We start from the raw sequence: 24424 nt of genomic DNA, 5'->3' as shown, positions 1-24424 counted from the left end.
CGTCGCCCTAGGCGTCGACCGGCAGTCGGATCGTGATCACGGTGCCCGCCCCGAGAACGGATGCCGCCTCGATCATTCCACCGTGACTGCCCACGATTTCGCGCACCAGGGCCAGCCCGATCCCCGACCCGGCAACCTGCTCCGCGGCGCGACCCCGCCACAGCCGATCGAAGATGTACGGCAGCTCGTCGGCGGGGATGCCGGGACCGGTGTCGGCGACCCTGAGCACGGCCTGATCGCCTTCCGCGGTGACGCTCAGATTCACCGTGTCTCCCGGTCGGCAATACCGGGCCGCGTTGGCCAGCAGGTTGCCGACGGCCTGGTGCAGGCGGTCGGCATCGGCCCGCACGTGAACCGGCCGCCCCACATCGACGGTGAGGTTCACGTCCGCCGCCCGCAGCTCCGATTCGCGCACCGTCGACTCCTCCCGCACGACCTGCGTCAGGTCGACGGATGCGAGGCGCAGCGACAGCCCGGCCGTCTCGACCGCGGTCAGTTCGGCCAGGTCGGCCACCACCCGTCCCAGCCGCAGGGACTGGTCGTGCAGTCCGGCGAGGCCTTCGGGCGTGGGCTGGACCAGCCCGTCGCGCAGTTCCTCGAGTCCGGCCTGGAGCGCGGCCAGCGGCGTGCGCAGTTCGTGGGCCACGTCGGCCGTCATGTTGCGGCGATCCCGCTCGGAACGAACCACGGCGTCCGCCATGTCGTTGAGCGCGACCGACAGTTCGCCCAGCTCCCCCGGCGCCCGGCCGGAGACACGCGACTGCCGGTCCCCGGCCGTGAACGACTGGGCGGCATCGGTCATCTGGCGGATCGGGCGCACCAGGAGCCGCGTCACCAGCCAGCTCGCGGCGAGCGCCACGATCAGGGCGACGGCGGCGGCCACCGCGATCCAGGCCCAGGCCACGTCGATCACCCGGGTGCCGGCCGTGCCCCCGAAGTTGATTCGGATCGAACCGACCTCGGCGCCGTCGACGAGGATCGGCGTGGTGACGACATTCTCGCTCTGGCCGGCCCCCTGACCGGGGCCCTGGCCCCCGCCCTGCCCCTCGGGGTTGCCGTTGCCGTTGCCGGCGCCGCTGGACGCGAGCGTCTCACCATCGGCATCCAGCACGGCCACGCGGGCGGATGCCACGCCGGCGATGGAGAGGGTCTGACTCAGATCGACCTTCTCCCATCCGCCGGTCTGACGGTACGCGTCGGCGGCCGCTGCCGCCGCTCGAGCCGCGATCTGTTCCCGGTCGTCCTGCTGCGCGACCTGCACGCCCCGATCCACCCCGACCAGGGCAGCCCCGGAGAGCACGAGCACCGACGAGACCGCCACCAGCACGAACGCCAGCAGGAGACGACGTCCAAGGGACCCGAGTCCCAAACCGGGACGGTGACCGCCCGGGACCTGACCGACGGGACTCTGATTGCCGGGACTCTGATCGCCGGCGCTCATCGGGGATCGTCCTGCCGCAGCCCGAGCCGGTAGCCCACGCCGAGCACGGTCTCCACCACGTCGGCGCCGTCGGGGCCGAGCTTGCGCCGAAGGTTCTTGATGTGGGAATCGATCGTGCGCTCGTAGCCGGCGTACTCGTAACCCCGCACCCGGTTGACCAGTTCATACCGTGAGTAGACCCGGCCGGGTGCGGCCGTCACCGCGGCCAGGAGCCCCCACTCGGTGGGCGTCAAGTCGAGCAGAACGCCGTCGAGCCAGGCCTTGTGCTCACTCTCGTCGATCCGCAGGCGCTGATGGCCGTAGGTCACCGGTCCGGGCTCGACCGGCACCCCGCTGTAGCGGTGCAGCACCGCCTGCACGCGCAGCACGACCTCGGCGGGGCTGAAGGGCTTGGTCACGTAGTCATCGGCACCCAGTTCGAGTCCGTGGATGCGATCATCGGTCGAGCTGCGCGCGGTGAGCACGATGACCGGGAGGTTCCCCAGCGCGTGGATCTCACGGAGCACATCCGTGCCGTCGATATCGGGCAGACCGAGGTCGAGGATCACGAGATCGGCCGAGGCCAGCAGGCGCAGCGCCTCGGCACCCGACCCGGTGGTGAGCACGGAGAAGCCGGCCCGCTCCAGATAGCGGCGCAGCACATCACGAATGTCACGCTCGTCCTCGACTACCAGCACGTTGGCCATACTTCACCTTAACGACGCGGACCGGGCACGGATGCCGCCGCTCCCGTTCTCCACGCAATCTCCACACGCTCCGCAGAGCGCCTTCACTCCGGGGCGGCAGCTTGTAATCAGCACGATCCACAAGCCGAATCACCAGCTCAAGGAGCACACCATGAACAAGAGAACCGTCGTCACCTCGGCGATCACCACTGCGGCCGTTGTCGCTGCCCTCATCGCCACGCCGACACTCGCCGCAGTTGCCCGTCCGTCCGACGCCCCGGAGGCCGGTCAGCCCATGCACACCAGCCAGCCGTACGCCCAGGGCGAGGGCCAGGGCCAGGGCAGCATGGGCCAGAAAATGGGCCAGAAGACGGGCGACCAGAAGATGGACGGCCAGCAGGCAGGCGGCCAGCAGATGAAAGGCCAGAAAATGGGCGGCCAGAAGATGGGTGCCGGCGATGGAACCGGCGGCGGCACCGGTCTCACGGACGTGGCCAGCGGCACCCTGACGGACGACCAGAAGACAGAGCTGGCGGCGATGGCCGAGGAAGAGAAGCTCGCGCACGACCTGTACGTCGCATTCGACGAGCAGTACGACGCGACGGTCTTCACCCGCATCGCCAAGTCGGAAACCAAGCACCTGGACGCCGTGCGCATCCTGCTCGAACGGTACGAGCTCACCGACCCGACCGTCGGACTGGCGGCCGGCGAGTTTGTGACCGACGACACCCAGGCTCTCTACGACACCCTGCTCGCCGAGGGTTCGGTCAGCCTGGACGCCGCGATGGAGGTCGGACGCACGGTCGAGGAGACCGACATCGCCGATCTGACGACGGCGAACGAGGACGTCACCGCCCCCGATGTGCTCAAAGTCTACGAGCGACTGCTGGCCGCTTCGGAGAAGCACCTCGTCGCCTTCGGCGGCTAAGCGCCGTCATACGGCGAAAGGCACCCACGAACGTGGGTGCCTTTCGCCGTATACGGATGCGGATGCGGATGCCGCGGGGACTACGGGGTGGTGACGACCGGGAGGCCCGTGGTGACGGCGGCGGAGGACAGGGCGCCGGCATCCGTCACCGAGGTGAACCCGAGATCGGCCAGACGCGCCGCGGCGGCCGCCGAACGGTTGCCTGACCGGCAGTACACGACGTAGTCGCCGTCGGTCGGCAGTGTCGACACCTGGCTGTCGAAGCTGGAGGACTGCACGTCGATGTTCATCGCGCCCTCGAGGTGCCCGGCGGCGTACTCCCCCGGGGTGCGCACGTCGATCACGACGGCGTCGGCGGAGATGGCCGACTGAGCGGCGGGGGCCGCCGGGGCGGAGCAGGCGGTGAGGCCGAACAGGGCGGCACCGGCCAGGACGAGGGCTGCGACGAGGTTCTTCATGCTACCCAATATACCCCCTAGGGTATCTTGTGCACCACCCAGACGACTTAACCGGCTCCGGCACCGGGAGACCGTCTACCGTGCGGCGATTCCCCGTGTCACGAGACATTCGGCGTGATCACCGGGAGTGGGTGGTGCGCCGCGCCCGGCGGGCGAGGAACAATCCGAGCACGGTCAGGCCGCCGAGAACGCCGACGGCGATCCAGAACGGCCAGCCCAGTTCCAGCCCGACGGCCCCGAGGGCGACGTAGGCGAGGGTACCCGGGATGATGCCGATGGCCGTGCCGAGCGCGTAGTCGCCGCGCCGCACGGCGGTCAGGCCCGCGGCGTAGTTGATGGCGGTGAACGGTAGCACGGGGATGAGCCGGGCCCCGATCACCGTGGCGAGTCCGTGACGGCGAAGCAGCTCGTCGACCCGGGCCACCCGCGCCCCCGTGAAACGTTCGACCGCGTCTCGTCCGAGCGAGCGTCCGATCACGAAAGCAAGCGTCGCGCCAAGCAGGGAGCCTGCGTAGACGAGCAGTGAGCCGCCGGCGAAGCCCCAGGTCAGTCCGGCCGCCATGCCGAGGACGTTCTTCGGCAGCGGCGTCAGTGTGAGTACCGCATAGCCCAGGAGAAAAGCTACGCCTCCCGCGGTTCCGGCACTGTCGGCGATGGCGCGGATCTGCTCGGGGCCGGGCACCGGCACCACGATCGCCACGATGATCGCGACGACGACGAAGACCGCGAGCACCACGAGTCGCGTCAGCACCCTGTGGTGCGCCCTCCTCGAAGCCGCTCCGGCGGCCGGAAGGGAATCCGGAGCAACCTCGAGGTCGTCTCTCTGGCTGCTCAACTGTTCCTCCTGGCGAAAAAGATGACTTCTTCCGCGGACAAGCCTAGTCGCGCAGTCCCTGTCTCGACCGCGGCGGCTGTGTCTGCGCCTGTCCAGCCGTCCATGACGGCTACTTCCGGGTCACAATTCGGCCCGCACGGGGATTTCTTCTCAAAAGAAGAAGAATCGCCAAAATTCTGCACCGAATCCCGGAGAAGAGCCCCTGTTCTTGCGTCAGTCTTCATGTAGCAGCCGAAAACGGGCCGCCGGAACAGCCGTCCAGCGCTCTGCACGTCAAGCCCTGCACAACACCAGCTCTGCACAATTCAACGTCGAAGGAATGCACATGACCCTCTATCAAGATGACACCAAGGCCGTCGAAGCTCTCAAGAACGCGGCCGGAAGCAGCTGGGATGCGATCAACCCGGAGTCGGTCGCCCGCATGCGTGCCCAGAACCGTTTCAAGACCGGCCTCGAGATCGCGCAGTACACCGCCGACATCATGCGCAAAGACATGGCCGAGTACGACGCTGACTCCTCCGTCTACACGCAGTCCCTCGGGGTGTGGCACGGCTTCATCGGCCAGCAGAAGATGATCTCGATCAAGAAGCACCTGAAGACGACGAACAAGCGCTACCTGTACCTGTCCGGCTGGATGGTCGCCGCCCTCCGCAGCGACTTCGGCCCGCTTCCCGACCAGTCCATGCACGAGAAGACCGCCGTTCCCGCGCTGGTCGAGGAGCTCTACACCTTCCTCCGCCAGGCCGACGCCCGCGAGCTGGACCTGCTCTTCACCGCCCTCGACAGCGCCCGCACCGCCGGGAACGACGCCAAGGCCGCCGCAATCCAGGACCAGATCGACAACTACGAGACCCACGTCGTTCCGATCATCGCGGACATCGACGCCGGTTTCGGCAATCCCGAGGCCACGTATCTCCTGGCCAAGAAGATGATCGAGGCCGGCGCCTGCGCCATCCAGATCGAGAACCAGGTCTCGGACGAGAAGCAGTGCGGTCACCAGGACGGCAAGGTCACGGTTCCCCACGAAGACTTCATCGCGAAGATCAACGCCGTGCGGTACGCGTTCCTCGAGCTCGGGATCGACAACGGCATCATCGTCTCGCGCACCGACTCGCTCGGCGCCGGCCTGACCCAGAAGCTCGCCGTGACGTACCAGCCCGGCGACCTGGGCGACCAGTACAACTCTTTCCTCGACGTCGACGAGATCACCGAGGCCGAGCTGGGCAACGGGGACGTCGTCATCAAGCGCGACGGCAAGCTGCTGCGCCCCAAGCGTCTCGCCAGCAACCTGTTCCAGTTCCGTCAGGGCACCGGCGAGGCCCGCTGCGTGCTCGACAGCATCACGTCGCTGCAGAACGGCGCCGACCTGCTCTGGATCGAGACCGAGAAGCCGCACGTCGCCCAGATCGCCGGAATGATGAACGAGGTGCGCAAGGTCATCCCGAACGCGAAGCTGGTCTACAACAACAGCCCGTCGTTCAACTGGACCCTCAACTTCCGTCAGCAGGCTTACGACAACATGCTCGCCGAGGGCAAGGACGTGTCGGCCTACGACCGCGCCAAGCTCATGAGCGTCAGCTACGACGAGACCGAGCTCGCTCAGATCGCCGACGAGAGCATCCGCACCTTCCAGCGCGACGGCTCGGCCGAGGCCGGCATCTTCCACCACCTCATCACTCTGCCGACCTACCACACGGCCGCGCTGTCCACCGACGACCTGGCCAAGGGCTACTTCGCCGACCAGGGCATGCTCGCCTACGTCAAGGGCGTGCAGCGTCGCGAGATCCGTGAGGGGATCGCAACGGTCAAGCACCAGAACATGTCCGGCTCCGACATCGGCGACAACCACAAGGAGTACTTCGCCGGCGAGGCCGCACTGAAGGCCGGCGGCACGAACAACACGATGAACCAGTTCGAGGAACCGGCTCTCAGCCACTCGTAACCGAGCCGTCACCAGAAGAAGCCCCGGTCACCTGGCCGGGGCTTTTTCTGTGCCACGACGACGGATGCCCGCTGAACCGGAGGTGCTGCGTCCCCCGCGAAATCCCAGCAAGCTCAGGGCACGGTCGCCGATCTCAAGATCCTCGGCAACGTGGTGCTCGCCCTGTCGATGCAGCAGTCCGACCGGCTGGCCGCGATGCTGCTGCGGTGACGCGCCCGGTTTCGCCGGCTCCCGCTAGCCGCAGGTGTAGGTGACGCCGTCGACGAGGTGGGTGCCGGGACCCAGGTCGCCGCACTGAGCCACGGTGTAGCTCAAGAGCACAATCGCAATCACGACCATGATCAGGTTGAAGACAATCGACACGCAGCTGATGACGATTCCGAGGGTGCCGATCACTGCGGACCGATTTTCCCGACGGGCCGCCCTGCGCCCGATGATCGACAGGACGAGGCCGGCGACGTTCAAGAGCGGCAGGAACGCGAGAACGAGTCCAGCGATGGCCATTCCGTTGCCGGTCGTGGCAGGAGTGGGGGTCTGGCCGGGATATCCGGCCGCGTTTCCCGAATCCGTCTGCATGGTCATTGTGTCCCCCGAGTGAGTGTGCTGTGATTTGTCGTGCCGAACGGCCGATCTGCAAGTGAACGCAACACTAGTGCGAAATCACTTCGCCGCGGGACACCTGGATGCTCGTCAGGATCGACCGGATCTCCGGAACCATCGTGTCCGTTTCGGAGGCCGTGCAGGACGCAACCGCCTGCACGACATCCGTGAACCCACCCTGCACGACGCAGACCAGGTATACGGCCTGGAAGATCGTTCCCGCCTCAGTCGAGTGAAAGCCACCCTCCATCCGAAACGCGTCGAACCCGGAAACGGTCAGGAGTTCCCGACCGACCTCCGCGAACTCGTCCAGACTCGCGAACTTGGCGATCACGGCATCCGCCGGTCCCGCGATGTCGAGAACGCCGGCGAAGCGTTCCATGGTGACGCAGACGTTCGGCCGGAAGAGCCCGGCCGGCACGGTGCGACCGATCGCGAGCAGTGCCGTACCGACGTCCATCGGCTCCCACTGGTCCGGGCTCTCCAGCGCAATCGTCGGCAAAGCGGGAAATTCCGTGCTGGGAAACTGAAATGTAGTCATTCTCTTCTCACCTGTGATCCTGGTTGTCGAGCATTAGAAACCGAACGTCTCGAGCACGTCATCGACCATCGCCCGCGGGTGGATGAACAGATCCACCTGAAGCGACGCACCCTCACCCAGCGCAGCGCCGAGGTCCACGCTCGCGCCGAGCTTGTCGTAGGTGAGGCTGAGTTCCTCGGCGACATCAAACCCGACACCGGCCACGGCGCCCACTTCGACGCTCATGGTTCCGTAGTCCGAGGTGAGCGACTGGCCGACGCTCGCTCCCACTCCGGCCAGCAGAGTGACGCCGGCCTTCATACTGACGCCATTGGGGCCGATGTACGTCTCCGCCTCGGCGCTCGCCTCAGCCTTGGCATATCCGGAGACTTCGGTTTTGTGGGTGTAGTCGCCCATGTCCACCTCGACGGCGGCCGATCCCTCGGCACCAACCATGGCCTTGGCGTCAGCGGCGCTCTTGTACCCGTCCGCATCGAGACTGTACGTCACGTCCGCGTTGGCCTTGCCACCGACGAACCCCTCCGCATTCGCTGTGCCCACCAGGCCGAACGCGGAAGCCTCCACGGATGCTTCGCCTTCGGCACCATAGCTGGCCTCGGCACCGGCGTCCAAGGCCGCACCGTCCCAGTCCACCCTGAGCTCCCCGTGACTGTCAGCCTTGCCGCCGACGAAACCCGAAGCGTTACCCTCCAGGGTGGGCGTTGCCGCCGGAAACGAGCCGCCACCGCCGCGTCGGGAGACAGTCGGGCCGACGGCCGAACCTGCCGCACCGCCCGATCCACTCGCGTCGATCTGTTGGGTGACCTCGCCGGACAGGGATCGGATGAGCTCATCCGCGTGCGTCCGGGCCCTCTCCACCGCGACCAGGGCCAGCGCCACACCCGCGAAGGACCACGGCGCGAGAACCATCTGGCCGGGCAGGATGCCGTGGGCAAGGGGATTCATGGACAGGTCCCTGGCACGCCGGAGGGTCACCACCGCTTCGTCGAGAGAAGCCAGTTGGGAGCGGAGCACGGAGACCCTGCTCTGCACTTCCCCCGGGTTCATTCCAAGATGATCAGCCAACGCGTGCCCCCCAGTTGTTCGCAACCCCTGAAGACTACCGGCACCGGGCGCGTGCGGTCGATGGGGAGAACTCCCCACCGCCGGTCGAATCGGCGAGGCCGGCGCCGCGTATTGTTGGTATCTTGCGGCAGGATGCCGCCCAGCGCACAGCAGCGCTCACACCGTCTCCACCTCCCCAGTCTGCGTTTCCACCGACTCCGCCTCGAGCGCCGCATCCCGGAAGGCCTCATGGCTATCCTCACGAACTCTGCCCCGCCCCGCCGCTACCAGGCGGAACCGTCCGTGATGACCGCGCTGCGGTCGCCGCGGCTGCTCACCCGGGAGGTTCTCGCCGGCCTCGTCGTGGCGATGGCGCTCATTCCGGAGGCGATCTCGTTCTCGATCATCGCCGGCGTCGATCCCCGCGTCGGACTGTTCTCCTCGTTCGTCATGGCGGTGTCGATCGCGTTCCTCGGCGGACGCCCGGCCATGATCACCGCCGCGACCGGCGCTGTGGCACTCGTGATCGCCCCCGTCGCCCGCGAGTACGGCATGGACTACTTCATCGCCACGGTCATCCTGGCCGGAGTCTTCCAGGTGGTGCTCGGGGTACTCGGCGTGGCCAAGGTGATGCGGTTCATCCCCCGCAGCGTCATGGTCGGCTTCGTCAACTCCCTCGCGATCCTGATCTTCATGGCCCAGCTCCCCCACCTACTCGGAGTGCCGTTCATGGTCTACCTGCTGGTCGCCGTGGGACTGCTGATCATGGTGGTGATGCCCCGCCTCACGAAGGTCGTGCCCGCGCCGCTCGTCGCGATCGTGCTGCTCACCGTGGCGGTCGTCGTCACGGCGATCAACGTGCCCACCGTCGGCGATCAGGGCGAACTGCCGAAGAGCCTGCCCGAACTGTTCATCCCCAACGTTCCGCTCACCTGGGACACCTTCACGATCATCGCCCCGTACGCCGTGGCAATGGCGCTCGTGGGCCTGCTCGAGTCCCTGATGACCGCGAAACTGGTCGACGAAATCACCGACACCCACTCCCGCAAGAGCCGCGAGGCCTGGGGCCAGGGCGTCGCCAACATGCTGTCGGGCATCTTCGGCGGCATGGGCGGCTGCGCCATGATCGGCCAGACCATGATCAACGTGAAGGCCTCCGGCGCCCGCACGCGCATCTCCACGTTCCTCGCCGGCGTGTTCCTGCTGGTCCTCGTGGTCGGCCTCGGCGACCTGGTCGCGATCATCCCGATGGCCGCCCTGGTCGCCGTCATGATCATCGTGTCGGTGCTGACCTTCGACTGGCACAGCATCCGCTTCTCCACCCTGAAACGGATGCCCCTGAGCGAGACGACCGTCATGGTCTCCACCGTCGTGGTCGTCGTGCTCACCCACAACCTCGCGATCGGCGTGATCGTGGGCGTGCTCGTGGCCATGGTCGCCTTCGCCCGCCGGGTCGCCCACTTCGTGAGCGTGGAGCGCACCCTGCCCGCGGACGAGAGCACGCCGACGGCGTACTACACGGTCACCGGCGAGCTGTTCTTCGCGTCCAGCAACGACCTCACCACCCAGTTCGAGTATGCGGACGACCCCGACCGCATTGTGATCGACATGACCCGCTCCCACATCTGGGATGCCTCGACCGTCGCCGCACTCGACGCGATCACCAGCAAGTACGAGCGTCACGGCAAGCGTGTGGTGCTCGTCGGGCTCAACGACGCCAGTGCCACCATGCACACCCGCCTGGCCGGCAACCTCGGCGGCGAGTAGCCGCCGGGCACCCGCGTCGCACGCCTGTTGCCCCTACTGGCGGCGCAGCAGGTCCAGGAATTCGTCGGCCATGTTCAGCTGCTCCTGCAGCTTTTCCCGCCGTTCGACGGCCTGGCTGATGAACCCACCCAGCTCGTTCCGCACCTCCGGGTTGTCCGATCCGGACTCCCCACCCTCGAGGGTGTCGATGATCGTCAGCAGGTCGATCATTTCCTCGAGTGAGAAACCGAGCGGCTTCATCCGGCGAATCAGGATCAGCCGCGACAGGTGGTCCTGTGTATACAGACGGAACCCGCCCTCGGTGCGGCCGGACGCCGTGAGCAGGCCGATCTCGTCGTAGTGACGAATGGTGCGCAACGACAATCCGGTCTTCTCGGCCAGCTCGCCTATGTGCATCGTCCCCGTCGCTGCATCCACGGTTATCCCCGATCCTTCTGTTCATCGACTAACACCCAACCCTAACGTTAGAGTAGTGTTGCGGGTGGCGGCTGATATCACAATGTCAGCCCACCCCCATTGTCGTCTGTGGCAGTGTCGGCGTGCGCATCGCGGCGCCCCTCCCCCTCTTCCTTTCCCATCCCGGTTTCTCATTGAGACCCCCTCGCTGGAGGCCCCATGGCTATTCTGCAGAAAACACCCGCGCCCAATCGCTATCAGGCCGAGCCGACGGTGATGACCGCTCTGCGCACACCGCGTATCCTCACCCGGGAGGTGCTCGCCGGCCTCGTGGTCGCCATGGCACTCATCCCCGAAGCCATCGCGTTCTCGATCATCGCCGGCGTCGACCCGCGCGTCGGCCTGTTCTCATCCTTCGTCATGGCCGTGTCCATCTCGTTCCTCGGCGGTCGGCCCGCGATGATCACCGCCGCCACCGGCGCCATCGCACTCGTCATCGCCCCAGTGGCGCGTGACTACGGCATGGACTACTTCATCGCCACCGTCATCCTCGCCGGCGTCTTCCAAATCATCCTGGCCGTGATCGGTGTGGCCAAGATCATGCGATTCATCCCCCGCAGCGTCATGGTCGGCTTCGTGAACGCCCTGGCGATCCTGATCTTCACGGCTCAATTGCCGCAGCTGCTGAATGTGCCGTTCATGGTCTACCCGCTGGTCGCGGTCGGCATCCTCATCATGATCGTGATGCCACGCATCACGAAGGTCATTCCCGCGCCGCTGGTGGCGATCGTCGTGCTGACCATCGCCACCGTCGTCATCGCGATCAACGTGCCGACCATCGGCGATCAGGGCGACCTTCCCGAGAGCCTGCCCGAACTGTTCATCCCGAACGTTCCGTTGACCTGGGAGACCTTCACGATCATCGCCCCGTTCGCGCTCGGTATGGCGATGGTCGGCATCCTCGAATCGCTGATGGCCGCCAAAATCGTCGACGAGGTCACCGACACCCACTCGCACAAGACGCGCGAAGCCTGGGGCCAGGGCGTCTCCAACATGCTCTCCGGCCTCTTCGGCGGCATGGGCGGCTGCGCCATGATCGGTCAGACCATGATCAACGTGAAGGCCTCCGGTGCCCGCACCCGCATCTCCACCTTCCTTGCCGGTGTCTTCCTGCTGATCCTGGTCCTCGGGCTCGGCGACGTACTCGCCGTCGTTCCGATGGCCGCCCTGGTGTCGGTCATGATCATCGTTTCCTACCTCACCTTCGACTGGCACAGCATCCGCTGGAGCACCCTCAAGCGCATGCCCAAGAGCGAGACCAGCGTCATGCTCTCGACCGTGATCGTGATCGTGCTCACCCACAACCTGGCCATCGGCGTCATGGTGGGGGTGCTCGTGGCCATGGTCGCGTTCGCCCGCCGCGTCGCCCACTTCGTGAATGTGGAGCGTACCCTGCCCGAGGGCGAACCCGTTCCCACCGCCTATTACACGGTCACCGGGGCTCTGTTCTTCGCCTCCAGCAACGACCTCACGACCCAGTTCGAATACGCGGACGACCCGGACCGCATCGTGATCGACGTTGCGAACTCCCACATCTGGGATGCCTCGACCGTCGCCGCACTCGACGCCATCACCAGCAAGTACGAACGCCACGGCAAGCGTGTGGTGATCGAGGGCATGAACGAAGCCAGTTCGACGATGCACAGCCGCCTGGCCGGAAACCTGGGCGGCGGCCACTAGCGACCGGGTCTCCCCGACTCCCGGTGCCCTACAGGCCGGCGGCGAGACCCACGGCCAGCGGGGTCGTCGGCCTGCCGATGAGGCGTGCGAGGTCGCCATTGGCCTCACCGAGCAGACCGTCACGGATGTTGCCGTCGAGCCCCACGACGAAACCCACCAGGCCCGCATCGAGTCCGAATCCCGTCAGCATCTCCGTATGCGCGTCCGGCGTGAGGTTGCGGAAGGTGACGTCCCTGCCGATGAGCGTGCCGATGGTCGCCGCGAGCTCGTCGAAGTCCCAGGCGTGGTCGCCGGAGAGCTCGAGGGTCTGCCCGGTCAGTGAGTCGTCCAGGAGGGCTGCCGCCGCGGCATCCGCGTAGTCGGCGCGGCTCGCGCTGGACACCGTGCCGTGGCCGACGCTCGCGACGATCTCGCCGGACTGGCGAGCCTTGTCGATCTCGCCGGCGTAGTTCTCGGTGTACCAGCCGTTGCGCAGGATGGTGAAGGGCACGCCCGACGCGATCAGGAACTCCTCAGTGGCCTTGTGCTCGGGCGCCAGCAGCAGGTCGGAGGTCGTGGCCCGAGGGGCGCTGGTGTAGACGATCCGGCTCACGCCCGCGGCCTGGGCAGCCGTGATCACTGCCGAGTGCTGCTGGAAGCGATGCCCCAGTTCGCTGCCGGACACGAGCACGAGCACATCGCCGGACTGCACGACCGCAGCCACCGTCTCCGGCTGCGTGTAGTCGAGTACGGCAGTCTTCACGCCGAGCTCGGCGAGTGCCGACAGCTTCTGGGCGTTGCGGGCGGTGGCCACGATACTGGTGGGTGCCGTGCCGCGCGCGAGCAGGGAATCGACGATCAGGCGGCCCAGGTGACCTGTGGTGGCGGTGACGATGTATGACATGAGGGTGGTGTCCTTCCGGTTGCTTGTCCGTGTCAACGACGCAGCCGGGCCGATACTTCCCCCGTGCAGGTACCCACTTATTTGTAAGCTACCTACATGAAGGTTAGTTTTGAGGTTTCCCGGGCCCGACCCGGCGTCACCGACGGCGTGTTCCCGAAAAAGTGCGCCACCCGCACCGTCCTCGACCATGTCACCAGCAAATGGGGCGTGCTCATCCTGCTCGCACTCCAGCAGGAGTCGCTGCGCTGGGGAGAGCTGCGGCGCGCCATCGAGGGGATCAGCGAGAAGATGCTGGCGTCAACGCTGCGCACCCTCGAGGCCGACGGCTTCGTGCACCGGGAGGCACAGGCATCCATTCCGCCTCGCGTCGACTACGAGCTGACGGAGCTGGGCCACGAGCTCGCCCTGCGGCTCCTCCCCCTGATGGACTGGATCGCCGACAACGCCGACGAGATCACGTCGACCGGCCGCTGACCCAGGCTGAGAACGGGGCCGAACGCAAACGGATGGCGCGGCAGCCCTCTGGGGGCGCCGCGCCATCCGTTGATGTGACGTCGAGTTGACGAACTAGCGCTTGAAGACGTCCTTGACGTTCTCGCCGGCCTTCTTCGCGCTGGCGGACCGCTGCTCGGCCTGGCCCTCGGCGACCTTGGAGTCGTCGTTGGTCGCCTTGCCTACCGCCTCGGTGGCCTTGCCCTTGAGGTCTTCAGCGGCGTTCTGGATCTTGTCGGATGCACTCATTGGACTCTCGATTCGCGTCGGTGTCGTGTAGGCGGTGGCCTACACCTCTAAGACGTAACCCAGGCCGAATTCGTCACACCCGCACGCGAGGTCGCGGCCGCGCACCCGTCAGGCGCTGTCGTCCTCGGCGAGCAGCAGATCGATCTGCCCCATGGCCTCACGCATGCCCTCTTCCATCCCCATCGCGGACATCTGCTGCATCTGTTCCAGATTCGCAAACGTCGACACCGTGGTCATCCGGGTGCGGCCCTCGGTCTCCTCCAGGGTGACGACGGCGCGCACCGACCCCATCTCGACCACCGGGTCGCCGTTCTCGTCGGCGAAGCCGTCCTCGAACTCCAACCGGTAGGGCGGCTGGATCAGCGTGGTCACCCACCAGCCGGGTCCCTTCTCGCCCTCAGGCCCGGTCATCACATAGTTCGACCGCCCGCCGGGCACGAAGTCGTGCCGTTCGAAGGTCGCCGGCCAGGTCGGTGGACCCCACCAACGCTCCAGCTGGCGCGGGTCCTCCCAGAGCTGCCACACCCGCTGGGCACTCGCGTCAAACTCGGCCACGAATGTGAGGGTCAGCGCCTCGATGTCCTTGTTCGAACTGATCACGGTCATGATCTCTCTCCTTCTCGGTCTTCTCGGTCTTCTCGGTCTTCTTCTCGGTCTTCTTCTCGGTCTTCTTCTCGGTCTTCCGACAGGATGTCGCTGATGCTCTGGGCGCGAAAGCGCCACAGTTCCTCGAAATGCTCGAGCAGGCGAGCCGCCTCGCGCACGGTGCCGGGGTTCGGGTGCACGATCTGCTCCCTCCCCCGCCTCTCCTTGACGACGAGGCGTGCCCGCTCGAGCACCGCCACGTGTTTCTGCACCGCGGCGAAGCTCATCGCATAGCTCGCGGCAAGCGCCGAGACCGACTGTTCCCGCTGCGTGACGCGCACCACGATGTCTCGGCGCGTCACGTCGGCGAGCGCCTGGAAGATGCGGTCGACCTCGTCATCCTGCAGATCAAATACAACCATTTGGTTGCACTTTACTCCCGGCTCCAGGTCCGATGCAAGCATTTTTCTCGCTAAGAAGCACCACTAGAGGGTCTCGACGAGCTCGACCACCGGGCCTACCCCGGTGGTCGAGAGCAGGTCGCCCTAGAAACCGACCGTGCGGGATCGTTGGCCGCGCGCCGCCTCACCGTAGGGGTAGTCGGAGACCACGGGAGCGCTCACCGCGTTGAGCTGTTCGAGGTGCTCAGCGCTGAGCTGGACCTGTGCCGCTGCCAGGTTCTCCGTGAGCTGCTCGACACTGCGTGCCCCGAGGATCACCGAGGTCACCGCCGGCTGCGCCTCGAGCCAGGCGAGGGACACCTGCGCACTCGTGGCGCCGACCTCCGCGGCAATCCCGGCAACGGCGTCGATGATGCGCCAGGTGCGCTCCTGACTGTTGCGGGGAGCCCAGGCTTCCATGCCGCGCGCGGGGTCCTCGCCGAGACGCGTGGCCCCGGTGGGGTCCGTGTCGCGCCGGTATTTGCCCGACAACCACCCCCCGCCGAGCGGTGACCACGGCAGGAGCCCCAGACCGGCGTCGAGCGCCGCTGGAACGATCTCCGATTCGATCTCACGCACGAGCAGACTGTACTGCGGCTGCAGGGTGACCGGCGGCGTGAAACCCAGCGCCCGCGCCACATGCACGGCCTTCGTCAGCTGCCAGCCCAGAAAGTTCGAGAACCCGTAGTAGCCGATCTTGCCGCTTCGAACGGCGTCGTCGAGGAAGCGCAGGGTTTCCTCCAGCGGCGTCACCGGGTCCCAGGCGTGCAGTTGGTACAGGTCGACGTGATCCGTGCCCAGCCGGCGCAGCGAATCGTCCAGCGCCCGGCTCAGGTGCCGGCGGCTGGTTCCCCGATCGTTGGGGCCGCTGCCCATGGGGAACCGGCCTTTGGTCGCGAGAACGATCTGCTCTCGCTCGGTCGGGTGTGACGCCAGCCAGGACCCGATCATCTCCTCCGAGACGCCGGAACTGTAGACATCCGCGGTGTCGACGAAAGTTCCTCCGGCCTCCACATAGGAGTCCAGGAGGGTGTGGGCCGTCTCCTGATCGGCCTCCGCGCCGAACGTCATGGTGCCGAGGGCGTAGGTCGATACGACCGCGCCGCTGTTGCCGAGTGTGCGATACCGCATGGTGATTCCTGTTCTGGTTCGAGGCGGGGCACCCGAGACCACGCTGGCCGCGACGGATGCCCCAGTGTGCTGCAGGCGGGTGGCGCGCCGCCGTTCTGGACGGTCGGCGCGCCACCCGGTGTCACTTGAGGATGCGGATGAGCTTCTTGTTGGCGAACTCCGCGATGCCGAAGCGTCCCAGCTCGCGGCCGAAACCGGACCGCTTCACGCCGCCGAAGGGCAGCTCGGCGCCGTCCAGGAGCGAGCCGTTGATGAAGACCATCCCGGCCTCGATCTGGTCCGCGACCCGCAGGGCCTGCTCCGGATCCGTGGTGAAGAGGTAGGAACCCAGACCGTAGGGGATGTCGTTGGCCACCTCGACGGCCTCGGCCTCGTTCTGCACGCGATAGATGGCAGCCACCGGTCCGAAGAACTCCTCCCGGTAGGCGTCGCTCTGCGGGGACACCCCGGTGAGCACGGTCGGCGAGAAGAAGGCACCGTCGCGGCGCCCACGCAGGGTGACCGTCGCCCCCTGCGTCTCGGCGCGCTGCAGCTGCTCCTCGAGGTTCTCGGCGGCGCCGACCGACGAGAGCGGTCCCAGGGTCGTCTCCGGTGACGTCGGGTCTGCCGGAACGTTGCCGGCGATCTTCGCCGTGAAGAGTTCCACGAAGGAGTCGAACAGGCCGTCGATCACGATGAAACGCTTGGCCGCGTTGCAGGACTGGCCGGAGTTGTCGATGCGAGCCGCGACGGCGGCGTCGACGGCTTCCTCGAGGTTGTCGGTGCTGAGCACGATGAACGGGTCGGATCCGCCCAGCTCGAGCACGACCTTCTTGAGGTTGCGACCGGCGACCTCGGCGACCGCCGCACCGGCGCCCTCCGAACCGGTCAGCGACACGCCGCAGACGCGCGGGTCGGGGATGATGATGTCGGCGATCTGGGCGCTGGACGCGTACAGGTTGCGGTAGGCACCGTCGGGGAAGCCGGCATCCGCGAAGATCTGCTCGATGGCGGCGGCGGACTCGGGGCACTGCGAGGCGTGCTTGAGCACGATCGTGTTGCCGAGCACCATGTTCGGGCCGGCGAAGCGGGCAACCTGGTAGTACGGGAAGTTCCACGGCATGATCCCCAGGAGCACGCCCAGGGACGCGCTGCGGATGAACGCGGAACCCTCACCGGCGAGCAGCTCGATCGGTTCGTCGGCGAGGAACGCCTCGCCGTGGCTGGCGTAGTACGCGTAGATGTCCGCCGAGAAGTCCACCTCGCCGAGGGCCTGCTCGAGGGGTTTGCCCATCTCCCGCACGATCAGGGCGGCCAGCTCTTCACGGCGCTCGGAGTGCAGATCCGCGACCCGCTGCATGAGCGCGGCCCGCTCGGCAACCGACGTTCCTCGGGCCAGCTCCTTGTGGGCCCGATCCGCAGCCCCGATGGCGTCGGTGACCTCGGCATCCGTTGCCAGGGGGAAGCTGGTTTCGCTGAGCCCGGTCGCGGGATTCGTGACTGCGTACTTGTTCATGTTCTCTCCGTAGGTGTCGAAAAACGCCGATCGAAAAAAGGAACGGGCCCTGCCGCGCAGGACGCATGCCTGCGGTACAGTCTGACGCAGTCGCGAGGGAAAAGCCTGACAGCGGCACGCAAAAAGAACCTGTTGCTTGTGGCCCGTCGGCGCGAAGCTGGTTAGATCGAACTGCCCGTCGGTGTGCGCACCGGTGGCACGCTGAACCGAGGGAGACACGATGAGCACCCCCACGAGAACGGATGCCCCGCGCGAGTCGCGCCTGGCCGACAGCCACGATCTGATCCGCGTGCAGGGCGCACGGGTGAACAACCTCCAGGACGTGAGCGTCGATCTTCCGAAGCGCCGGTTGACGGTGTTCACGGGCGTCTCCGGCTCCGGCAAGAGTTCGCTGGTGTTCGGCACCATCGCCGCGGAATCGCAGCGCATGATCAACGAGACCTACAGCGCCTTCGTGCAGGGCTTCATGCCCACGCTGGCGCGACCCGACGTCGACGTGCTTGACGGCCTCACGACGGCGATCATCGTGGACCAGGAACGGATGGGCGCCAATGCGCGCTCGACCGTGGGCACCGCCACGGATGCCAACGCGATGCTGCGCATCCTGTTCAGCCGGCTCGGACAGCCGCATATCGGCTCGCCCCAGGCGTTCTCCTTCAATGTCGCCTCGATCAGCGGGGCCGGAGCGGTCACGCTCGAGCGCGCCGGGAAGACGGTGAAGGAGCGGCGCAGCTTCAGCATCACCGGCGGCATGTGCCCGCGCTGCGAGGGCATGGGCACGGTCAACGACGTGGACCGTTCCGCGCTGTACGACGAGTCCAAGTCACTCAACGAGGGTGCGCTCACCATCCCCGGCTACACCATGGACGGTTGGTACGGCCGCATCTTCCGCGGCTGCGGCTGGTTCGACCCGGACAAGCCGATCGGCCGGTACACGGCCAGAGAACTGGACGACCTGCTCTACAAGGAACCGACCAAGATCAAGATCGACGGGATCAACCTGACCTATCTGGGCCTGATCCCGCAGATGCAGAAGTCGTTCCTGTCCAAGGATGTCGACGCACTGCAGCCGCATATCCGCGCCTTCGTGCAGCGCGCGGTCGCGTTCGCTCCCTGTCCCGAGTGCGGCGGCACCCGCCTGAGCGAGGCGGCTCGCTCGTCGAAGATCGCGGGGATCAGCATCGCCGACGCCTGCTCGCAGCAGATCAGCGACCTGGCCGCCTGGGTTCATGGCCTCGACGAACCATCGGTGGGTCCGCTGACGCAGGCGCTACGGCAGATCCTGGACTCGTTCGTGGAGATCGGGCTGGGTTACCTGTCTCTCGACCGGCCGGCCGGCACGCTCTCGGGCGGCGAGGCCCAGCGGACGAAGATGATCCGGCACCTGGGCTCGTCGCTCACCGACGTCACCTACGTCTTCGACGAGCCCACGATCGGCCTGCATCCCCATGACATCGAACGCATGAACACGCTGCTGCTGCAGCTGCGGGACAAGGGCAACACGGTGCTCGTCGTGGAGCACAAACCGGAGTCGATCGTGATCGCCGACCACGTCGTCGACCTCGGCCCCGGCGCCGGCTCGGCGGGCGGCACGGTCTGTTTCGAGGGCACCGTGGAGGGCTTGCGCACGAGCGGCACCCTCACCGGGCGCCACTTCGACTACCGGGCCGCGCTCAAGCCCGCTGTGCGCACCCGCACCGGCACAATGGAGATTCGCGGCGCGACGAAGAACAACCTGCGGAACGTGGATGTGGACGTGCCGCTCGGCGTGCTGGTCGTGCTGACGGGCGTCGCGGGCTCCGGCAAGAGCTCGCTCGTGCACGGTTCGATCCCCGCCGGGGCGGGCGTGGTGTCGATCGACCAGGGCGGCATCCGTGGCTCCCGGCGCAGCAATCCGGCCACCTACACGGGCATGCTCGACCCGATCCGCAAGGCGTTCGCGAAGGCAAACGGGGTGAAGCCGGCCCTGTTCAGCTCCAATTCCGAGGGTGCCTGCCCCAACTGCAACGGCGCCGGCGTTGTTTTCACCGACCTCGCGATGATGGCGGGCGTCGCCACTCCCTGCGAGGTCTGCGAGGGCAAGCGGTTCGAGGCATCCGTGCTGGACTACCATCTCGGCGGCCGCGACATCAGTGAGGTGCTCGCCCTGTCGGTCAGCGAGGCCCGGGACTTCTTCGGCGCCGGCGAGGCGCGGACGCCCGCCGCGCACACCATCCTGGGCGGGCTCGTCGACGTGGGGCTGGGCTATCTCAGCCTCGGCCAGCCGCTCACCACGCTGTCCGGCGGCGAGCGCCAGCGCCTCAAGCTGGCCACCCATCTGTCTGAGAAGGGCGGCGTCTACGTTCTGGACGAGCCGACCACCGGGCTCCACCTCGCCGACGTGGAGCAGCTGCTCGGCCTGCTCGACCGGCTGGTCGATTCCGGCAAGTCGGTGATCGTCGTGGAACACCACCAGGCGGTCATGGCCCACGCCGACTGGATCATCGACCTCGGCCCCGGAGCCGGCCACGACGGCGGCCGGATCGTGTTCGAGGGCACACCCGCCGATCTCGTCGCCGCCCGCTCCACCCTGACCGGGCAGTATCTCGCGACCTACGTCGGGCGGTGACCGGCAGGGTGTCCGGCGGGTCTTGTGCTCGCTACCAGCCGTCCCGCAGCACCTCGTCGAGGGCGTCGACGAAGAAGTCGGCGCTCTCCCGGCTCAGGCAGAGCGGCGGCTTGATCTTCAGCACGTTCTGGCGCTCCGAGGTGGGCTGCACGATGACGCCGAGTTCCAGCATCCGTTCGCAGATCGCGGCGGTCTCGCTGGTCGCCGGCTCCCGGGTGTGCCGGTCGCGCACGAGTTCGACCCCCATGTACAGACCCACGCCGTGCACCATTCCGATCAGCGGATGCCGCTGCGCGAGTTCGGCGAGCCGGCCTGCCAGGTGCCGGCCGACGGCCTCCGCGTTCTGCTGCAGGAACTCGTCCCGGATGACGTCGAGCACGGCCAGCCCCGCCACGCAGCTGACCGGGCTGCCGCCGGCCGAGGAGAAGAAGTTGCCCTCCCGGGCCAGGGATTCGGCGATGTCGCGGCGGGTGAGCACCGCTCCGAGCGGGTAGCCGTTGCCCATGGCCTTGGCCACCGTGATCACGTCGGGCACGACGCCCTGCTGCGCCACCCCCCAGAAGTGGCTGCCCAGACGCCCGTAGCCCACCTGCACCTCGTCGGCGATGCACAGCCCGCCGCGGGCCCGGACCTGGTCGTAGACCAGCGCGAGGTAGCCGGGCGGCGGCACGACGCCGCCGGCGTTGCCGAGCACGGGCTCCGAGATGAACGCGGCCAGGCTCTCCCCCGGGCCGGTCGGGTCGGCCAGCAGCCGGGCCAGGTCGGCCGCGTATTCCGCCGCGGCCCCGGCGCCCCGGTGCGTGCCGCGATAGGCGTTGGGGACATCCGTGATGTGCACCCAGTCGGGCCGGGAGGCGGCCGCGTGGGGGTTGTCGAAGGCGGAGGTCGACACCGCGTCGGAGGCCATCGTCCAGCCGTGGTATCCCTCGCGGAGGGCGACGACGTTGCGCCTCCCGGTGTGGATCCGGGCCAGGCGCAGGGCCAGGTCGACCGCCTCGCTGCCGCTGTTGACCAGCAGAACGGTGTCGAGGGACGGGTCCGGCGATTTCGCCACGATGCGTTCGCAGAGGTCGGCCAACGCCGAGTAGAGAAAGCGGGAGTTCGTGTTGAGCAGCGCCAACTGCTCGCTCACGGCCCGGGTGAACCGAGGGTGGCTGTGCCCGATCACGGCGACGTTGTTGACCATGTCCACGTAGGAGCGTCCCCGGGTGTCGATCAGCAGCTCCTGCCAACCGCGTTCGATCTGCGGCGGCCGGTCGTAGTACTTCTCCTGCGCCGCGGCCATCACGGCGCCGCGACGCGCCAGTTCGTTGGCCGGATCGGCGACGGATGCCTGCGGCACCAGCCCGAGCAACCGCGCCGGGTCCGGTGCCACGCTCGCCCACGCGGCGGCGCGGGAACCCCGGGTGAACTGCGGGGGCAGCAGCCCCGGCCGGGCCACCTCCTGCACGGTCACCCGTGCGGCGTGGATGTCGTCGTCCTGCCTCGCGGACCCCAGATGATCCCCTGCGGCGACCGACATCCCCGGCGAGAGGTTCGACGTTATCCCGCCGATGCGCAGTTCTCCGGCGGCCAGGGTCAGCACCAGGCTGAGCTCGTCGACCTCGGCGACCACGGCGTGGGTGGGCGCGACGATCGCCGATCCGGCAGCCAGGAAGACCTCGGTGAACAGGGCGAAGGTGTCCGGTTCTCTTCGGGAGAGCGGCGCGGTGCGGGTCAGGCGGAACTGGCCGTAGGGAGCGACGACGACGCTGTGACGGGCGAGGGCGGCGCGCGTCAGTCGCCGCTCGACGTCCGGGTGCTGCCACAGACCGTCGGCGAGTGCCGTGCTGGTCACGGAGAAGTCGAGCAGCTCGACGTCGCCGCCGGCGAGCGCCGGGATCATCGGGACGAAGGGTGCGGGCGCAGCTGTGCGCGGGTCAGCTGGGCCCGGGTCGGCTGTGCGCGGGTCGGCTGGGCGCGGGTCGGCTCCGGCCACCGCCGGCCGGCCCAGCGCCTGCCGGATGGCCGCTTCCGCTTCCTCCCAGCCGATCGCACTCGCCGCGGCGAAGACCCGCCACTCGGCGTCCATCCGGTGCCGGGCGTAGTCGTTGTCCGCGTCGATCTGCACCTGCTGCTCGCCGCTGGCCACCAGCACCGCTCCGCGCAGCACGATCAGCGGCCAGAGCGCCACAATCTCGTCATCGGTCAGGGGAACGACCGCATCGAAGGCGACGATCGCCTCGAGTGCCGCCAGCGGATTGCCGTGAACGTGGTGCAGAACGGATGCCGCGGTGACCGCCAGCTCCGCCACCAGCCATCCGGTGCCGAGGTCGCCGAAGTCGATCACACCCTCGGGCATGTGGTGCCCGTTCGGCAGCACCCGGCAGATCACGTTGTCGTCGGTCACGTCCCCGTGGATCGTCTGCAGCCGCAGTGTGGGGACCACGGTCGCGAGGCGCGCGGCGGCGCTGGCGGCAATGAAGCGGAGCTGTGCCCGGGTCTCTTCCGCCGGCACCCAGGGCAGCAGCAGGTCGATCACCGCCTTGGCGTTGCGCAGGTCCCACTGCAGGGTGCGGTCGAGGCCCTCCGCCGCGAAGTCATGCAGGTGCAGCGCCGTGGTGCCTGAGAGCCGACCGAGAGCACTGACCACCGACGGGGCCAGGTAGCCCTGCGCCTCGAGCGACGGACCCTCGAGGAAGGTGAGCAGGCGCACGGGGAGGATCGCGGCATCCGTTGCCGACCAGTGCTGGCGGCTGCTGCCGTTTCGCCCCGGCACCGGCTGCGGCACCCGCATGCCGCGCCCGGACAGGAACACCATCACGGCGTCCTGCGCGGCCAGCTCGGTGGCGGAGAAGGCAGGGTTGTCGACCTTGAGCACGTAGCGCTGGTCGCTGCCGGCGGTGCTGATCAGGAAGTTGCGGTCCTGTTGGCTGCCAAGTTCGCGGGCCGTGCCCGTGACGCCGAAGAGGGAGTCCGCCATCGATTCGGCGTCTGCCGCGGTGATATCCGGGCGCACGAGTCCTTCTCCGCTGAAGAAATCAAAACCAGGCACGTCGACGCTCCTCGCAGATGATGCAGTGAATCCTGCCAGTTTGCCATCAGGGCCGCCCGTTCTGTGTGCCCAACGCTCACTTCGTGCGCAACTCAGAGACCGGCGGGCAGGGATGACATCATCAAGAGAGACAGCGTCGTCGTCACAGCCCGAGTGCGCGAGCGAACACTCGTTATTCCCGGGAACCAACAACGACCGAAAGCCGGCGCAGTGAACCACCCCGTAGAGCCCTCCGACATCCGTCTCATCGTGTCGGATATGGATGGCACCCTTCTCGGCGATGACGGCCTCGTGCCCGACGCGTTCTGGCCTCTCCTGGAAGACCTCCATCGGGCCGGGATCCTGTTCGTGCCGGCCAGCGGACGCCAGTACCAGACCCTGCACAACATCTTCGGCGAGCACGAGGGGCTGATCTACATCGCGGAGAACGGCACCAACGTGGTGCAGAACGGCATCAGCATCGACGTCGAACCCGTCGAGTCCGCGATCATCGCCCCGATCGTGGATTGGGTGCGCGCCACCGCCGCCACGGGTGCCGACCTGGGGCTCGTCGTCTGCGGCGCACGGAGCGCCTACATCGAGCGCAGCGATGCGCACTTCGTGAGCCAGGTGCGCCAGTACTACGCGGCGGTCGAGGTCGTCGCGGATGTTCAGGCCGCCGCGCTCGACGACGTGATCTTGAAACTGGCGATCTATGACCCCTCCTTCGCTGAGACCCGAAGCGGGCCGGCGCTGCGCGAACTCGACCTTCCCTCGGAGATCGTGGTCTCGGGCGAGAACTGGGTCGATGTCATGCGGCACGGAGCCAACAAGGGCCGCGCGCTGGAGCGGCTCCAGCACCAGCTTGGAATCAGCCGGGCCCAGACGATGGCGTTCGGCGACTACCTCAACGACGCCGAGATGCTCGACGCCTCGGGGCATTCCTACGCCATGGCCAACGGCCACCCGAGCATCCTGGCGCGTGCCGTGAACATCGCACCGCCCTCCTCGGAGGCTGGCGTGGTCAGCAGCATCCTTGCCGCCCTCCCGCACCTGCAGGGTGAGCCGGTGCACGCCCGGTAAGTCCCCCTCCGGAGGATCTGGTCCTGGACGCCAGGATGATATATGATCCAACAAGCGATAATAGAACTTCGTGTTCGATTATCGAACA

Annotated in this window: 22 protein-coding genes; 7 read left to right on the top strand and 15 right to left on the bottom strand. The window is 67.3% G+C overall.

Annotated features, from left to right (window positions below):
* Positions 1-7: 7 nt before the first annotated feature.
* Both E3T49_RS00640 and E3T49_RS00635 read right to left on the bottom strand, forming a co-directional pair.
* A complete protein-coding gene (locus tag E3T49_RS00640; protein WP_134422475.1) occupies positions 8-1441 on the bottom strand; it encodes a sensor histidine kinase in 1434 nt (477 codons plus the stop codon).
* Positions 1438-2127, bottom strand: a complete 690-nt coding sequence (locus E3T49_RS00635) for a response regulator transcription factor (protein ID WP_134422473.1) — start codon at positions 2125-2127, stop codon at positions 1438-1440. The genes E3T49_RS00640 and E3T49_RS00635 overlap by 4 nt, the downstream gene beginning before the upstream one ends.
* Before the next feature lie 151 nt (positions 2128-2278).
* Here E3T49_RS00635 and E3T49_RS00630 point away from each other — a divergent pair, with 151 nt between their 5' ends.
* Positions 2279-3034 (top strand): DUF2202 domain-containing protein, encoded by a 756-nt coding sequence (locus E3T49_RS00630; protein ID WP_198414194.1) that lies wholly within the window; start codon positions 2279-2281, stop codon positions 3032-3034.
* A gap of 80 nt (positions 3035-3114) precedes the next feature.
* Here E3T49_RS00630 and E3T49_RS00625 read toward each other — a convergent pair whose 3' ends face one another.
* Both E3T49_RS00625 and E3T49_RS00620 read right to left on the bottom strand, forming a co-directional pair.
* Entirely contained in the window at positions 3115-3492 is a 378-nt protein-coding gene (locus E3T49_RS00625) for a rhodanese-like domain-containing protein (protein WP_134422471.1), read from the bottom strand.
* Positions 3493-3610: 118 nt separating this feature from the next.
* On the bottom strand, positions 3611-4327 hold the full coding sequence (locus tag E3T49_RS00620) for a TVP38/TMEM64 family protein (RefSeq protein WP_134422469.1): 717 nt from the start codon (positions 4325-4327) through the stop codon (positions 3611-3613).
* 325 nt (positions 4328-4652) lie between these two features.
* On the opposite strand from E3T49_RS00620, the gene E3T49_RS00615 reads away from it, so the two are divergent.
* Positions 4653-6269, top strand: a complete 1617-nt coding sequence (locus E3T49_RS00615; RefSeq protein WP_134422467.1) for an isocitrate lyase — start codon at positions 4653-4655, stop codon at positions 6267-6269.
* Between the two features lie 234 nt (positions 6270-6503).
* Here the strand turns inward: E3T49_RS00615 and E3T49_RS00610 are convergent, their stop codons facing one another.
* The 3 genes from E3T49_RS00610 to E3T49_RS00600 form a co-directional block, all read right to left on the bottom strand.
* A complete protein-coding gene (locus E3T49_RS00610) occupies positions 6504-6851 on the bottom strand; it encodes a hypothetical protein (protein ID WP_134422465.1) in 348 nt (115 codons plus the stop codon).
* Between the two features lie 67 nt (positions 6852-6918).
* Positions 6919-7410 (bottom strand): LpqN/LpqT family lipoprotein, encoded by a 492-nt coding sequence (locus tag E3T49_RS00605; protein WP_134422463.1) that lies wholly within the window; start codon positions 7408-7410, stop codon positions 6919-6921.
* 33 nt (positions 7411-7443) lie between these two features.
* The gene (locus tag E3T49_RS00600; RefSeq protein WP_134422461.1) at positions 7444-8457 is read right to left on the bottom strand and encodes a hypothetical protein; all 1014 of its coding nucleotides are present in this window, start codon (positions 8455-8457) and stop codon (positions 7444-7446) included.
* 246 nt (positions 8458-8703) lie between these two features.
* Between E3T49_RS00600 and E3T49_RS00595 the strand changes: the two genes are divergently transcribed.
* Positions 8704-10221 (top strand): SulP family inorganic anion transporter, encoded by a 1518-nt coding sequence (locus E3T49_RS00595; protein ID WP_134422459.1) that lies wholly within the window; start codon positions 8704-8706, stop codon positions 10219-10221.
* 33 nt (positions 10222-10254) lie between these two features.
* Here the strand turns inward: E3T49_RS00595 and E3T49_RS00590 are convergent, their stop codons facing one another.
* Complete coding sequence (locus tag E3T49_RS00590) at positions 10255-10617, bottom strand: MerR family transcriptional regulator (RefSeq protein ID WP_134422569.1); 363 nt, start codon at positions 10615-10617, stop codon at positions 10255-10257.
* A 219-nt stretch (positions 10618-10836) separates the two neighbouring features.
* Here E3T49_RS00590 and E3T49_RS00585 point away from each other — a divergent pair, with 219 nt between their 5' ends.
* The gene (locus E3T49_RS00585) at positions 10837-12357 is read left to right on the top strand and encodes a SulP family inorganic anion transporter (RefSeq protein WP_134422457.1); all 1521 of its coding nucleotides are present in this window, start codon (positions 10837-10839) and stop codon (positions 12355-12357) included.
* 28 nt (positions 12358-12385) lie between these two features.
* Here the strand turns inward: E3T49_RS00585 and E3T49_RS00580 are convergent, their stop codons facing one another.
* Positions 12386-13240, bottom strand: coding sequence for an NAD(P)H-binding protein (locus tag E3T49_RS00580; RefSeq protein ID WP_134422455.1), 855 nt, complete (start codon positions 13238-13240; stop codon positions 12386-12388).
* A gap of 96 nt (positions 13241-13336) precedes the next feature.
* Here E3T49_RS00580 and E3T49_RS00575 point away from each other — a divergent pair, with 96 nt between their 5' ends.
* On the top strand, positions 13337-13714 hold the full coding sequence (locus tag E3T49_RS00575) for a winged helix-turn-helix transcriptional regulator (RefSeq protein WP_134422453.1): 378 nt from the start codon (positions 13337-13339) through the stop codon (positions 13712-13714).
* Positions 13715-13807: 93 nt separating this feature from the next.
* On the opposite strand, the gene E3T49_RS00570 is transcribed toward E3T49_RS00575, so the two are convergent.
* From E3T49_RS00570 to E3T49_RS00550, 5 genes are all read right to left on the bottom strand, one after another.
* Positions 13808-13981 (bottom strand): CsbD family protein, encoded by a 174-nt coding sequence (locus E3T49_RS00570; protein ID WP_134422451.1) that lies wholly within the window; start codon positions 13979-13981, stop codon positions 13808-13810.
* 108 nt (positions 13982-14089) lie between these two features.
* Positions 14090-14587 carry an SRPBCC family protein gene (locus tag E3T49_RS00565; RefSeq protein ID WP_134422449.1) on the bottom strand — a complete coding sequence of 166 codons (498 nt, stop codon included), beginning with the start codon at positions 14585-14587 and terminating at the stop codon, positions 14090-14092.
* Entirely contained in the window at positions 14584-14988 is a 405-nt protein-coding gene (locus tag E3T49_RS00560; RefSeq protein WP_134422447.1) for an ArsR/SmtB family transcription factor, read from the bottom strand. The genes E3T49_RS00565 and E3T49_RS00560 overlap by 4 nt, the downstream gene beginning before the upstream one ends.
* Positions 14989-15111: 123 nt before the next feature.
* The gene (locus E3T49_RS00555) at positions 15112-16137 is read right to left on the bottom strand and encodes an aldo/keto reductase (RefSeq protein WP_134422445.1); all 1026 of its coding nucleotides are present in this window, start codon (positions 16135-16137) and stop codon (positions 15112-15114) included.
* Positions 16138-16258: 121 nt separating this feature from the next.
* Positions 16259-17632 (bottom strand): NAD-dependent succinate-semialdehyde dehydrogenase, encoded by a 1374-nt coding sequence (locus tag E3T49_RS00550; protein ID WP_134422443.1) that lies wholly within the window; start codon positions 17630-17632, stop codon positions 16259-16261.
* Between the two features lie 220 nt (positions 17633-17852).
* On the opposite strand from E3T49_RS00550, the gene E3T49_RS00545 reads away from it, so the two are divergent.
* The gene (locus tag E3T49_RS00545) at positions 17853-20240 is read left to right on the top strand and encodes an ATP-binding cassette domain-containing protein (RefSeq protein WP_134422441.1); all 2388 of its coding nucleotides are present in this window, start codon (positions 17853-17855) and stop codon (positions 20238-20240) included.
* 31 nt (positions 20241-20271) lie between these two features.
* On the opposite strand, the gene E3T49_RS00540 is transcribed toward E3T49_RS00545, so the two are convergent.
* The gene (locus E3T49_RS00540; protein WP_241972564.1) at positions 20272-23274 is read right to left on the bottom strand and encodes an aminotransferase; all 3003 of its coding nucleotides are present in this window, start codon (positions 23272-23274) and stop codon (positions 20272-20274) included.
* Between the two features lie 210 nt (positions 23275-23484).
* On the opposite strand from E3T49_RS00540, the gene E3T49_RS00535 reads away from it, so the two are divergent.
* On the top strand, positions 23485-24336 hold the full coding sequence (locus E3T49_RS00535) for a Cof-type HAD-IIB family hydrolase (protein ID WP_277613071.1): 852 nt from the start codon (positions 23485-23487) through the stop codon (positions 24334-24336).
* Positions 24337-24424: the final 88 nt, after the last annotated feature.

It is taken from the genome of Cryobacterium cryoconiti, assembly GCF_004403065.1.
Lineage (GTDB): Bacteria > Actinomycetota > Actinomycetes > Actinomycetales > Microbacteriaceae > Cryobacterium > Cryobacterium cryoconiti.
Note: the sequence above shows the minus strand (reverse complement) of the source record. Positions and strands in the feature narration are given on the sequence as shown.

Excerpts from the sequence above, each read along its gene's own strand:
- E3T49_RS00640 (WP_134422475.1), bottom strand. The coding sequence starts at position 1,441 with ATGAGCGCCGGCGATCAGAGTCCCGGCAATCAGAGTCCCGTCGGTCAG.
- E3T49_RS00635 (WP_134422473.1), bottom strand. The coding sequence starts at position 2,127 with ATGGCCAACGTGCTGGTAGTCGAGGACGAGCGTGACATTCGTGATGTG.
- E3T49_RS00630 (WP_198414194.1), top strand. The coding sequence starts at position 2,279 with ATGAACAAGAGAACCGTCGTCACCTCGGCGATCACCACTGCGGCCGTT.
- E3T49_RS00625 (WP_134422471.1), bottom strand. The coding sequence starts at position 3,492 with ATGAAGAACCTCGTCGCAGCCCTCGTCCTGGCCGGTGCCGCCCTGTTC.
- E3T49_RS00615 (WP_134422467.1), top strand. The coding sequence starts at position 4,653 with ATGACCCTCTATCAAGATGACACCAAGGCCGTCGAAGCTCTCAAGAAC.
- E3T49_RS00610 (WP_134422465.1), bottom strand. The coding sequence starts at position 6,851 with ATGACCATGCAGACGGATTCGGGAAACGCGGCCGGATATCCCGGCCAG.
- E3T49_RS00605 (WP_134422463.1), bottom strand. The coding sequence starts at position 7,410 with ATGACTACATTTCAGTTTCCCAGCACGGAATTTCCCGCTTTGCCGACG.
- E3T49_RS00600 (WP_134422461.1), bottom strand. The coding sequence starts at position 8,457 with ATGAACCCGGGGGAAGTGCAGAGCAGGGTCTCCGTGCTCCGCTCCCAA.
- E3T49_RS00595 (WP_134422459.1), top strand. The coding sequence starts at position 8,704 with ATGGCTATCCTCACGAACTCTGCCCCGCCCCGCCGCTACCAGGCGGAA.
- E3T49_RS00590 (WP_134422569.1), bottom strand. The coding sequence starts at position 10,617 with ATGCACATAGGCGAGCTGGCCGAGAAGACCGGATTGTCGTTGCGCACC.
- E3T49_RS00585 (WP_134422457.1), top strand. The coding sequence starts at position 10,837 with ATGGCTATTCTGCAGAAAACACCCGCGCCCAATCGCTATCAGGCCGAG.
- E3T49_RS00580 (WP_134422455.1), bottom strand. The coding sequence starts at position 13,240 with ATGTCATACATCGTCACCGCCACCACAGGTCACCTGGGCCGCCTGATC.
- E3T49_RS00575 (WP_134422453.1), top strand. The coding sequence starts at position 13,337 with ATGAAGGTTAGTTTTGAGGTTTCCCGGGCCCGACCCGGCGTCACCGAC.
- E3T49_RS00570 (WP_134422451.1), bottom strand. The coding sequence starts at position 13,981 with ATGAGTGCATCCGACAAGATCCAGAACGCCGCTGAAGACCTCAAGGGC.
- E3T49_RS00565 (WP_134422449.1), bottom strand. The coding sequence starts at position 14,587 with ATGACCGTGATCAGTTCGAACAAGGACATCGAGGCGCTGACCCTCACA.
- E3T49_RS00560 (WP_134422447.1), bottom strand. The coding sequence starts at position 14,988 with ATGGTTGTATTTGATCTGCAGGATGACGAGGTCGACCGCATCTTCCAG.
- E3T49_RS00555 (WP_134422445.1), bottom strand. The coding sequence starts at position 16,137 with ATGCGGTATCGCACACTCGGCAACAGCGGCGCGGTCGTATCGACCTAC.
- E3T49_RS00550 (WP_134422443.1), bottom strand. The coding sequence starts at position 17,632 with ATGAACAAGTACGCAGTCACGAATCCCGCGACCGGGCTCAGCGAAACC.
- E3T49_RS00545 (WP_134422441.1), top strand. The coding sequence starts at position 17,853 with ATGAGCACCCCCACGAGAACGGATGCCCCGCGCGAGTCGCGCCTGGCC.